Here is a 12,350-nt window from a genome sequence, read left to right on the forward strand (position 1 = left end):
TCTGCCGCCCTCATTCTCACGTCAATCCCAAGCTTACCAGCAGCCCGACACTAAACCGACTGAATGCAGCAACCGCCTAACACTACGGGATTCTGTGCGTTGAGCTATCTAGATGTTCAAACATTCAAGCGTTTGAACATTCAAGCATCTAATCCTTGGGCTTTCCCATTGGGGTCGAACTTTTCGAGCGCTCGACTGAAAACAGAGATAGTTGTCGCGATCGAGCACCGTAATCCCCAACAGGTAAACCGTTCGTGCGGGCGACTCAAAAAGGAATGGGGAATCGCAAGGCGAGACAGTTTCTTGTTTTTAGAGTGGGGGTCAAATGCTTTAACATTCAAACATCCAAATGTTTAAATGCTGTCGTCGGGATTGAACTGCTGGAGGTATTGAGCTACGGACTTTTCCACCAGCTCACTCATTTCCTGACCTGATTGCGCTGCTGCGGATTTAAGTTGGCGGTGCAGAATTTTTGGCAGATAGACGGTAGTCCGAACAAAGTTGGGGTCTTTGCTTTTAGATAGCGCCACACTGGGTGAAAGGTCAGGTTCACCGGGTTTGAGTTTCTTGGCTTTCAGTAAATCATCAAAGCGACTCATGGCAGTATCTCCTTTCCAACAGCGGTGTAGCACCCCCAAGCAGCTTTAGCATAAGGGTCTTTGATAGCGTTTACAGGAACCCCAGCGAGGGCAGCTTTTTGAAATACCGCCAGCCTCCTGATATCAGACTTAAAAATAGGCAGTCCCGCTTTTTCAATGGTTGCCCTCGATTCAGCCCCGACTTTACTCGGAGCGGGCGGGATGACCGTAAGCAAAATGCGGTAATTGGATTGCAGAGAATAGAGATATTCCACTATTTGCAGCATAGCGCTCAGGGCCATAGCATCGGGAGAGCTGGGCAATATCAGCAAATCGCACCCTTCAGCTAGAGTTTTCAGGTCTTCTGGGGTAGGTCGTGCCGGCGTATCGATGACGATATGCTCGTAATCCCTGGCATAGCGCACGCCTTGCTTTTCATCGACCACTTTGAACGGGAGGGAACCGCGAGCAGCCCAATCTAATGCACTGCGGTTGAGATCGCCATCTACCAACAACGCGGGTGCTTTGGTCTGCAAGTAAGCGGCTAAGTGCAGCGCGGTGGTTGTCTTCCCGACTCCGCCTTTAAATGAGGCGATTGTCACAATCATAGGTAAGCCTGCTGAGTTCATTAACTAGATTTTACACTCTAAACATCTGAATGTCTAGATAATTGAATGTTTAAATGTTTGCTTTCTAGAAAAAGTCATCCTAATTCTCTACGCTCAGGAGTGCAGCCAGAGCGATCGCATCCTCTTCTCAAATCTCCAGTACGTTCGTCTCCAGGCACTCGTTGGCTGGGAATGAATGCGCGTGCATCGGTTGCCACACCAGCCGCGATCGATGGCAACGCGCAAATGCAAACATTGAAGTTCCATTGGACGATCGGCATTTTGAATCTGATGTTTAGTTGCACCGCCAGAGCGATCGCCCCTTAACACCTTCACCTTCAGCAACTATTTGCTCCATTCGTCCCATGCTGCCTTCGCCACTTTTGCGATGACTTCCTCCCGTACCGCAGTTTTTGCTCCAGAACCTGAAACAAAAACTGCAATCGCCAGATGTCGTCCATTGGGGAGCGTCACGAGTCCAACATCATTGGTTGCAGCCGTCACTCCATCAACGGTACGCGACGTACCAGTTTTGTGCGCTACCGGGGATTTGATGTTGACAGGGACTTTGGCGATCGCTAGAGTTTTCGATTGAGTACCTGTTACTGTTGGCCCAATGGAAAATTTTCTATTGGATTTCTCCATCTATTCAATCCCAGGAATTCGGCGCAAACATTTCAGAGTTACTAAAGCCTCAACTTATGACTTCTACTTCTTACGTAGCTCGCACAAATAATGCCTTTATCCTCACCGAAACAGTAAAAGTGGCTCAACTGATACACCAAGGAGCGACTTTCGATGAAATTCGGCAACAAGTAATTGAAGAGGACTTATTTCAATTGCGATCGCTAACTTCCCGTAGTCGGGTATTGAACACAGTCTTACAACGTTTGCAAAAAGTAGACCTTAGCTACATTAAGTTACTAACCCTAGGTAATACTGATATTCGTCGCCTGACCAATCTGTTTTTAATTTTGCGCTCTGACCTTCTTCTAAGAGAACTGATTGATGAAGTATTGTTAGATAAACTCAAGCGCCTTGTTTACACGGTTAATCCTGCTGAATTGCGAACCTTTTTCGAGACTAAGCGGGAGCAAAGTCCAACCATCGCAAAGTGGTCGGATTCAACTTACCAAAAAACTGCAAGCAATACGGTGCTGGTACTTGTGAGTGCAGGGTTATTGCAACCCATCAAGCCACGAGGGAATTATGAAATTAGACCTGTTCCTATTCCAGGGGCGTTACGCCAGCAACTCTTGCTTGACGGAGAAGAACTTTACCTGCGTTTGATGCTCAACTAACGCCCAGTGCTTTGAATGTGGCATCTACAGGATCGGTGTAGAAAGATGTTTGGAACTTGACAAACAGTTCAGGGGGTACGGTAGGCAGGTCAGCCGCACTGGTCATTGGTAGTAAAACGCGCTTGGCACCTGCATCGAATGCTACTTGGAGACTACCTGCCAGATTACTAACTGGGGTAATAGTACCACCCAAGGTCATCTCTCCAAAAATCGCTAGTTGGGACTGTACGCTCCGTCCTAATGATGCCGAACACAAGGAGATAAACAAAGCCAGTCCGCACTCTTGGGGAAGTCCAGTCCCTTGCAAATCTAATAACTGAAGTAAGAAATCTACGTTTTCTGGATGAATAGTCCCACTAACTCGGTGGGCATTGGCTTTGAAGAAATTTAAGGCAATATTCATGCGGTCTTTCATACGGCTGCTACTGGCTACTCCGGTGCGAACTAGCTTCCCGTTTCCTGGTACTGTTTGTAACTCTAGTTTGAATGCGCCAATCATCTCACTATCGCCTGTGCTGACAAAGTGCAAATGGCCAGGAGCGAGAGCATCTTCACCTATTAAACTTACACCCCCTTGTTCTGGTACAGAGACAAAGTGTTCTTCTAGAGTTTCCAAATCAATGTAGCTAAAGTGGACATCATAGAATTCCATCCCGCCAATTTTCTTTAGTTGCTCTTTGATGCGACGGCGGACTCGCAGTGCATATACCAGTGCTTCGCGCACGTCTTCTTTACTAAATGAGCCATCAGGGAATAGTAACTTTAACAGTCCCGATACCGTTTTGCGGACACCTTGTACATCTCGTTGTTTCAGGTTATTTCCCAAGCGAAAATAGAGATCAATCGCATCTCCAAAACTACGTTTCCGCATTTCTCGCAGCCATTCGGCTAGGTAATCCACAATAAAGCCATACTGTTTAGTAAAGTTTTGGGGACTAAATTTCGGAATTTCCCAACCAGGAATGTAAGCATGAAAGCGATCGAAAAAGGCTGTATCAATCATCGCTTGGGGAAAGGGGGCAAGCAAGTGAGAAGTTTTAACCAAGGACTCTACACTTTGATTAATATTGCCCACAAATACCATTGAAGCATTGGCAGAAATCTCTGCTTTACCCCGTGCAAACGAGCCTGATGCCATATAATCTTTCATAATTTGCACGCCGTCATTATCGTGGAAGCTAATTCCGGCGACTTCATCAAAAGCTACTACATCAAATAAGCCTACTAGCCCTACTCGGCGAGATGCCATGTTGTAAAACAAGTTGGCGACAGTAGTTTTACCACCTGAAACTAATATTGAGTTGGGCGAAACTTCTTTATAAATGTGGGATTTGCCTGTAGAACGTGGGCCTAATTCGCAGCAATTATAGTTGTTCTCGCATAATGGCACCATCCGTGCTAACAAATGCCATTTCACATCTTCAGTAAATGTAGTCGGTTCTAGTCCTACAGAGCGAATTAGCAGGTCAATCCATTCAGTTTTGTTAAAAGCTGGGCGACCTGCAAACAGTTCCTCCATATCTACATTAGGCATTTGGATGGGTTTGAGACTGGCGACAATGAAAGGGCTTGGATCTGCTCCAGCTTCGTATTCTAGTTGTAAGATACACCAAATACCCCCGCCTAAAAGCTTTTCATTACGTTTGACAATATCCGGGTCAATTTCTACCCCTTTAATTCCCAAGTTTGCTAATTCGCCTTGGTAGATGTCAGCTTTCTCGTTTAACTTGACTGTTACGCGATCTATAATAGTAAATCTGCTTAATTCCCGAATTTTAGATTTAACTTTTTCTGCTTCATCAGGACGCACGTAATTTTCAGCAAGGATACGTTTGACGCTTTGAATACCTTCTTCAATAGTGGTTTCGTCATCAGTGGCGCAGTACATTCCTAGTAGATATTCCAGTACGTAAACGGGAACGTTAGCACCTTCCTTGATTCGCTGGGTGAGGTCTTTACGAACTACTTTGCCAGGATAAATTTGATTTAGTTTTTGGTCAAGGTCATCCATAATTAGTTGTAACTGTATTTCTGTCAGTGCTTAAAAGTTTGACTTGAATCACCGTCTAAATCCCCAAAAAATATGTCTTGGAATTTGATCATTATTTTTTATTCTTGCTGTTTTTTGAACACTATTAAACTATCTATAGCTATTTGTTTCACTTTTTCATCATTTATATCATCCTTATAGAGTATAATTTTATCATCTTTGTTTAAGAAAATCCCATTTATTCGTTTATAACCTTTAACTATTGTACTTTCCTCTTCAAATTGAAAAGCTCTGAATTTTTGTTTCGATTCAATTTCTTTTAAATCTCCAATTCGATTTTCTTCTAGTCTGTTTTTAGCTTGTGCAACCAATTTCTCGAATTCAACCTCATTAAAACTAAAATTTCTATTTTCGTGAAATTGAGCAAATTCAAGCTTATTAAAACTAAAATCACTATTTTCGTGAAATTGAGCAAATAATTTACCAATACCAATGTGGGAATCCGACTTATGGTAAAAATCTTTTATGCGTTGATAAACTTTAAAAACTAAATCAGGTTCAAGTCTGGGGAATTCAATAGGTTCATAATCACAGATGAAAGTATTTAATAAATTTTTATCATTCAATATCCGGTCAACTTTGTTACGCCAAGTATCAACAGCCAATAAATTATTAGAATCAAGTTCGATCACTTTTTCTTGAAATTTTCTGTCAACAAAATCCTGCAACATTGTATAATATTCTTTTATTTTTTCTGAATTACTAATTTCTTGAATAAGATCTTTAAATATTTCCTTAGTTAAATTAACCTCATCTTCAATCAACTGACTAATTTCATTTGGTACCCACTGTCCCAAAAGGGTATCAATACTATAAGTTCCCCAAAAATCTCCTGGGATGGGCTTTGGGCAAATATTAAACATTGATTTAAGATTTATTGGATCTTTGGTTATACTTTTGATTTGATTCAAAGTAAAGTCCTCTATGTTTTTCCGAGTTTCTTCATTATTTGCAAGTTCATACAATCTTTCTTTCTCTTTAGCAGATAAAGTCAAGCGGAATTTTAAATCCAATGAAGGATGCCATGTATGGTAAAATTTTCCTTGTGCAAGAAATTGGGACGCTGATTGGAACTTTTGGTGTTCAGCTTCTTGTTGAGGAGAAAGCGCATATTTATGCTTTAATTTTATAAATAATTTAACAAACTCATCAAGAGAATTCGGATCGTCAACTATTTGCCCAATTTCAACATTATCAGTGAGCCCTGACCTGGTGAAATTTCCAGAAGTCACAAGAGCAAAACCATTATAATCACCACTTGCTAAAACTGGCTTTGAAGAAATTAATGCGTAAGATTTAGCATGGAAAAGCTTACTACGACAAGCTATAGGTGTCAAGGAAATTTCTCTAATTTCCGAGCACCCTAATTTCTGATATACAATATTGATAAAGTTACTAATAGTAATAGGTTGTTTAATCCATTCATCAGCATCAACAAGTAAATGAACTTCTGATAAAGTATCGTGTAGTATTTTTTTTATATCACCAACCAAATTTATTATTACATCAGGATTAAAATAGCAAGTAATAGCATAAAATACCCACTTTTTTTCGTCTAGGCTTGATGCTTGTGTAACTTGTTCTTTTATGAAATTTAATAGAGAATCTGAATCTGGCTCGTTGAATAAGATAGGCATAAAAAGTGATTCCTAAAATTTTAGTTTAATGGAGTTAATTATTATTGTAAATTATATCAAAGCCTTAAAAATCCCCAAAATCATTGGTAATTCCCAAATTTACTATCCAAGTTTCTCGCAAAAGTTCGCTTTCATCATCGGCATCTTTAACAATTAAGTAAGCAGTTGTTGGTGGATTAGTTGTAGTTACAGTCAAACGAATACTAAATTCCCGATCGCTAGGACTAACACTACTACTACTTAACTCTGCCCCCGGCACGTCTGTAATCGGTGCTAAACTCTCAGGGTCATAAAGGGCAACTGTTACCTGACGCGATCGCCATCTCCCCTCTACAGCTTCAGTTTGTACTAAACTGAGGCTAAAGCGGTTATTGGTCACTCTTCGGGCTCTGGCGTTGACTTGCACTCCCACTTTGCGGGCTGGCCCTTCATCGCCCTTGACGGCGCGTTGGTGATGGTAGGTAATCACCGGAATGCAGATTTCTTGTAAACTAGCACCACCGTGTACATATTGGGAACCTGCACCTTGGACGGCAAAACGCAAACTACCGCGAGGAACGATCGCGATCGCGCCCCCAGTATCATAAGGTAAGTTAAAGGCTTTAGTCCCGGAATCAGCTTCTAAGTTTCGCCCCAAAACATAGCGGCGATTTGTTTCCAGCACTCCTTCCCCCCGTGGCAAAGGGCGTTTATCGGCTTCAGCAATCGGACGGCGCTGGTATAAAAACCCATGATCTGAGGTAATTAATACATGGGTTCCGTTAAGAGAGTTACAAATCTTTTTCACCAGTCGCACCAGTTCGCTAATAGCTTGTGAACAAGCTGCAAATACCTGATGTTCGCTAGCAGCTTTATCACCAATGGCATCGATGGTGTTGTGGTAAATATAGATGAGGTGGTGGGGGGAAATCGCTGCCCGTCCCTGTTCGGTATTCATTGTCAAAAGTTCCTGGGCAGCCAGTATCGTTGCTTCAACACGGCTGTTTTGGTCTAATACTTTCTGACGCGCTGCTGTCCCTTGGGTACTCAGTCTGTCTCGGAGTACATCACTATTTCCAGGCAGTAACTCCAGCTTCATCCCAGGTAGTAGCGCCGCCATCCCTAACTTGGTGACGCTGGGTAAAACGCCAAACAGAGGTTCAATAGTGGTTTTACCCCGAAGTTCTTTTTGAATGGTTTCTGCGAGTTCGCTAGCGACTTCGTACCGAAGGGCATCGGAGATAATCACAAAAGCTTTTTCGGGGTCTTTTCTACTAATAATTGGTTGTACGTGCCCTCCGAAGAAGCTGGTTTGGCTGGAAATATTTGCTAATTGCCAACTGTTTTCTAAGGCATCTGACCAGGCTTCCCCCAATTCATCTAAATACCATTGGGTGTAAAGGTTTTCTATATCCTCGATTAATCCTTTGAGGATATCGCCAAAGGCTGCATCGCTGGCAACAATAAAGTGGCGGTAAGTTTGGTCAAAACGGTACAGTTGTTTGGCATAAGCTTGAAATAGTTGGGGTGCAGGCATCCGAAAGCCTTCGGGATATTGGCCCTTTAATTCTAAAAGTTCAATGGCTGCATCCAGGGCGCAATAAAGAGGTTCGTATTTGGAGAACCAAAACAAAGTGCGTCGGGCTTGTAACCAGTTAGGCCAAAGGGTGAGGTCAGGAGTGGGGGAACGTAAGGCTTTGACGCAGGCGCGAATGATGGCTTGGTCTACTACTTCAAAAGTAGCGGCTTCATAGAGGATTTCTGGGGATAAATTCTGGATGGCATCAAGAATGTTTAATTCCTCTGCTATTTGTTGGCTTAATTCCTTCCATCCGGGTGAGTCTTGTTGGTCGCGCATCCACTGGTCGATGAAGGCGTAAGCCCGCTGTCCGGGGGTAATAACTTGTGCTTTAAAATCAATAGGAATTGACCCGTGTAAGGACTTTTCAAAATGAGTGATGAGTAGCTGTACGAACAGTTTTCGCAAGCTGGGGGTGGTGTCGGCAAAACCTGTATGTTCTTGCACGACTCGCCAGAAGTCATGGGGATGAACAAAACGCTCAATGTCTTTCCACAGCAGATTATCTGATTCCAATAATCCTTTTAACAAGACTTGGCGAATCAGTGTGCCTGCATCGGGGACTTTTAACCCAGCTAGTACCGATAGCATTGCCAAAATTAACGCCCGTTCGTCGGTATCTGGGGGTAAGCCCATATTTTGCAAGGCTTCGGTGCGTTTGCGGCTGTTGAAGAATTTGAGGCGATCGCGAATTGTTATTTCCAGGCTACGCTGTTTGAAGCCTAAGTCTGCGTAGATGAGGGCAGCAGGGTCAGCCGAAAAGGTTAAGCCGGACAGTTGGATGTCGAGTAACCAGTTATCCTGGTTTGGGGGTTCTGGAAAAGGTGCGTAGAGTAAAAAGGGTTGTTCTGGTTGTTCGATGAATAGGTGATGTTTGACGGTAAAGGGAGTGTCGCCAAGTTGTAATTTTTTGATGCCATCTAATTGTAATTCGTTGAAAGCATCTGCAAATTGCCCATCTGGATCGTACCAAAACACGACCCGTCGTCCTGGGTGCGACCAGCGGTTATCATCTTGAAATAAAGTTAGTATGCTACTTTGGATGCGGGTAGTGTTCATCTTAGGGAATAGTTAACCGTCTACTTTTAACAATTCTAATTTCCATTTTGCTGCTTTTTCCAAATCTGCCATTTTCAGATCGGAACCTTCATAAACTAAACCCTTAAACCGAGTATAGTTATAAGCAACTCCATCATCTAAATCGAGTTTAATTCTGGCATCTGCCATTGTTTGTAATTTGGCTTGATAATCGCGGAGCTCTAACTGTTGGGTTTGCAATTCTTTTAAGCGTTTGGTAGCCGCTTTTTTTGCGATGCTAATGGTTGCATTATCAAATTGCTGTTGAGTGCGGGAAATTTCGCCATCAAGTTTGACTTGCTGTTCTAAAACATAGTCGGTGCGGAGTCGGGCGAGAGTATCTGGACTGTAACGATGCAGGTAAACTAAGGCGTTAAAGGCGCGATTTTTGCCACTGGTGAAGAGCCAGTAAATCGGACGTTTTTTATAGGTTTGGATATGATCAGAAATGAATTCAGTTAGGAAGTAGCGGCGAATTCGATCGCGGGAGGTTTCGCCACTTCTTCGCGTTAAGGTATCGGCTATAAAATCAAGGTTTTCCGTGAGGGTTTCTGGTGAGTAAGCGACGCGGATAAATTCGACAAAGCGGTTAACAATATCATCATCAAAGTAAGCTTGGTCGGTAATCGGAATAATGGCATCAATATCGGCGGAAAAAATGGTATGTTGTGTCGGGTTAAAGGGTTGTCCGGCGTGAATTAAGCCGGGTTTATCGAGGGAATAGCGCCCCATCATGCAACCAACGGCGTAGGAAATGAGGTAACGAATATCGCGGTTTTGGTCGGCGCGACGGATGGTGATTTGGTTATCGGGGACTTCTGGGGTGAGTTCGTCTTGTAGTCCGTATGCTTCTATCCAGTATTTGTTATTTTCTTCTTCGAGTTGTTTGAGTTTTTGAAAGGCGTTTTCGCTGTCGGTTTGCCAGTTTTTAAAGGCTTCTGATATTTTTTTGATATTATATCTTAATAAGGGATGGGTTTGGAAGTCCCAGGAGGTTTCAAAATTGTCCCATTCTTGATGAGAAACACTTTGCGCTCTTAAAATAAGATCATCTATATAATGCTCATTTTTACCTTGGGTAAAGGGTAAATCTCTAATATCTTTAACTTGAAAGTTTAAGGTTGGATTCATAACTTTTAGTAGTGTTAATCCAACAATTGAGTTTAAAAAACCTAAAATAGAATTTAATGTAGAATCATTTATTAAAAAGACTGAAGAACCACCTTTATCAAAGGTAGCAGAAGAAGGAAGCTTCCTAAAGCTAGGATATGAAGATGTTACTAAACCCCAAGTAATTCCTTGCCTGTACCATAAATATTCAGGAATTAACCTACAAATACTATTTTTACGATAATGCGTCAACGCTTGTTCTGACCAGTCTACCAATGAATCTAAATTTCCAGCCCACTTTCTAAAACCTCCTCCTTTTGCATAAAATCTCCATCTAACTTCTTGTATTTTTTTTGAATCAACTTCCCAGTATAATCTAAGAAATTTATCATTATTTCCTGTAACATTTTGACCATCTGAGATAGTCAAATCCCTTAAAGATATAAACTCGGAAAAAGCTTTTTTTATTGCTGGGCTTACCCAATAAGCGATCGCACTCCCCGGTATCTTACCAAAATCAGCCTGATTAACTCCTAGATAACGATATTCATCCTTAAAAAATGCTTCTTGTTTCCATGCAACACTATAATTATCTACTAATCTTATAAAAATTGATTTACTTTCTCGTTCCGAGGGTTTATGTTTACTTAAAATAAAAGCAGTAGATTGAATAACTTTACTATTAAGTTCTGGAAAAACGCCTATTCCCAGATGTAACATACTTTGAATCGTATAGTTTGCAATAATATCTTTTCTTAGTTCTTCGTAACTACTTAAAAACATCCAGCTATGCTGATTAATATTAGCCATTAAGCCTTCAGGCAAAGTTATTGATAATGATTTTTTTATAAAAGGCGCAAATAAATCACCTTTACAAGAAGGATAATGTTTACTGATAAAAGTTTTCAAAGTATCATTAAATGAACTACCCCCCATATAAGGTGGATTTGCCACCACCACCCAATACTTATTCCTCAACAATTCCGCTTGTAAAACCAACCCCCGCAACGCTGGAACAAACCCTTTAAACAACGAATCACTCGCCTCTAACGCCGCCAATTGCCCCCTTAACTTTTCCCCATCAAACGCAGGCGGAACAATCAAACTCCCCAAATTATCCGCATCCTTAAACGCCTCAATTAACCCTTGCCAATCTTTAACATTCAACTCCGAAGCCGGAGGTAAACTTTGGCTATTCGTCGGACGCACCACCGTAAGATTTAACGCCAAAGACTTCCTAAAAATCCGCGAATTAATCGCCCTCGCCTTCATCAAAACCGCAAAACTCGCTAACTGTACCGCCCGTTCATCAATATCCAACCCATACAAATTATGCGTCAAAATTAACTCAGGAATATCCCTTTCTAAATACCCTTGTTCCCGATAAATCAAAAACAGCAAAGTAAACGCATACACCAAAATATGACCGCTTCCACAAGCAGGGTCACAAACCGTTAAATCTTCCGGTTGTAACGGTTTAAAACTTACCTTTTCCCCGTCGTCTTGGTTAGGATTCTCCAAATAATAAGGCATATAATCCCGCAACTTCGACTCAGGATGAGACTCCAACCACAACCGCCCCAAACTATTTTCCACCATATAACGGACAATCCAATGAGGCGTAAAAAGTTGCGTCGCTGCGGGAATATCCTGCGCCTCCACTTTAGATTTAGCCCCAATCACTTCATCCTTCTTTTCCGAAATATAAAACTGATACAACCAACCGATAATTTCCACATCCTGTTGGTTTTCATCATCTGGTCGTTTTGCCAGCCAATCATCCTCACTAATATCATTCACCAACCGCCGCAAAATCGAATCTTGGTTTAACAAATTCCCGGGCATAAATAACGCCATATAATTCTGACGGCGGTCAAACAAAAATGGCAAACTATCCGCCAAATCTTCACACTGACACAACAACAAGCGCCGATACAGAAACTCATCCGAATTAAGTTCCCGACTCGCCAAACTGCGCCACTGACTTAATACCTCTAAATTTAATTCCGATAACTTTTCTAATTCCGCAATTTCACTCGCTTCCCGTAAAATATCCGGGTCAACAAACGTCGAATCACTACTACTTAAAACCCGCCCAATATAACCGTTCACTTCCATATAGCGCAACGCAATTAAACGGTTAAACCAAGTATAAGCAATTTCATTAATTAACGTTTCTACCGCATCCGCCAATTTACCTTTCTGCATCAAACCTTGGAGATGCTGACGCAATAATTCATACTGCTTCGCCTCCCCCGCATCCAAAGTTTGTCCCGCAACTAATAACCCCCCAGAAACCGTTGTTGGTTCCACCAATTCTTTAGCAGTAATCCCATATAAAGCAGCCCGCGCCGTAACTTGTTCCCGGAGGTGGCGACGCGCCCAAATAGCAAAAGTTTTGATAGAGTTGCGGTTCATTTTCAGAAAAGAG

10 protein-coding genes are annotated in these 12,350 nt (G+C 42.0%); 3 read left to right on the top strand and 7 right to left on the bottom strand.

Annotation, left to right across the window (positions count from 1 at the left end; all coding sequences use genetic code 11):
- Nucleotides 1-63: 63 nt before the first annotated feature.
- Entirely contained in the window at nucleotides 64-357 is a 294-nt protein-coding gene (locus tag QUB06_RS17820) for a hypothetical protein (protein ID WP_333436397.1), read from the top strand.
- Here the strand turns inward: QUB06_RS17820 and QUB06_RS17825 are convergent.
- Nucleotides 354-599, bottom strand: coding sequence for a CopG family transcriptional regulator (locus QUB06_RS17825; protein WP_333436398.1), 246 nt, complete (start codon nucleotides 597-599; stop codon nucleotides 354-356). The genes QUB06_RS17820 and QUB06_RS17825 overlap by 4 nt on opposite strands.
- Nucleotides 596-1,186, bottom strand: a complete 591-nt coding sequence (locus QUB06_RS17830; RefSeq protein ID WP_333436399.1) for a ParA family protein — start codon at nucleotides 1,184-1,186, stop codon at nucleotides 596-598. Before QUB06_RS17830 ends, QUB06_RS17825 begins: the two co-directional genes overlap by 4 nt.
- Before the next feature lie 66 nt (nucleotides 1,187-1,252).
- On the opposite strand from QUB06_RS17830, the gene QUB06_RS17835 reads away from it, so the two are divergent.
- Nucleotides 1,253-1,513 carry a hypothetical protein gene (locus tag QUB06_RS17835; RefSeq protein ID WP_333436400.1) on the top strand — a complete coding sequence of 87 codons (261 nt, stop codon included), beginning with the start codon at nucleotides 1,253-1,255 and terminating at the stop codon, nucleotides 1,511-1,513.
- An 18-nt stretch (nucleotides 1,514-1,531) separates the two neighbouring features.
- On the opposite strand, the gene QUB06_RS17840 is transcribed toward QUB06_RS17835, so the two are convergent.
- Nucleotides 1,532-1,831 (bottom strand): serine hydrolase, encoded by a 300-nt coding sequence (locus tag QUB06_RS17840; RefSeq protein ID WP_333436401.1) that lies wholly within the window; start codon nucleotides 1,829-1,831, stop codon nucleotides 1,532-1,534.
- 56 nt (nucleotides 1,832-1,887) lie between these two features.
- On the opposite strand from QUB06_RS17840, the gene QUB06_RS17845 reads away from it, so the two are divergent.
- Nucleotides 1,888-2,487 carry a DUF1819 family protein gene (locus QUB06_RS17845; RefSeq protein WP_333436402.1) on the top strand — a complete coding sequence of 200 codons (600 nt, stop codon included), beginning with the start codon at nucleotides 1,888-1,890 and terminating at the stop codon, nucleotides 2,485-2,487.
- Here the strand turns inward: QUB06_RS17845 and brxL are convergent.
- The 4 genes from brxL to pglX form a co-directional block, all read right to left on the bottom strand.
- On the bottom strand, nucleotides 2,480-4,498 hold the full coding sequence (gene brxL, locus QUB06_RS17850; RefSeq protein ID WP_333436403.1) for a protease Lon-related BREX system protein BrxL: 2,019 nt from the start codon (nucleotides 4,496-4,498) through the stop codon (nucleotides 2,480-2,482). The two genes, QUB06_RS17845 and brxL, sit on opposite strands and share 8 nt — an antisense overlap.
- A 98-nt stretch (nucleotides 4,499-4,596) precedes the next feature.
- Nucleotides 4,597-6,174, bottom strand: a complete 1,578-nt coding sequence (locus tag QUB06_RS17855; RefSeq protein WP_333436404.1) for a phospholipase D-like domain-containing protein — start codon at nucleotides 6,172-6,174, stop codon at nucleotides 4,597-4,599.
- A 64-nt stretch (nucleotides 6,175-6,238) separates the two neighbouring features.
- Nucleotides 6,239-8,791 (bottom strand): BREX-1 system phosphatase PglZ type A, encoded by a 2,553-nt coding sequence (gene pglZ / locus QUB06_RS17860; RefSeq protein WP_333436405.1) that lies wholly within the window; start codon nucleotides 8,789-8,791, stop codon nucleotides 6,239-6,241.
- Between the two features lie 12 nt (nucleotides 8,792-8,803).
- Entirely contained in the window at nucleotides 8,804-12,337 is a 3,534-nt protein-coding gene (pglX, locus tag QUB06_RS17865) for a BREX-1 system adenine-specific DNA-methyltransferase PglX (RefSeq protein ID WP_333436406.1), read from the bottom strand.
- Between the last annotated feature and the right edge of the window lie 13 nt (nucleotides 12,338-12,350).

Source organism: Microcoleus sp. D2_18a_D3 (genome assembly GCF_036702455.1).
Lineage (GTDB): Bacteria > Cyanobacteriota > Cyanobacteriia > Cyanobacteriales > Microcoleaceae > Microcoleus.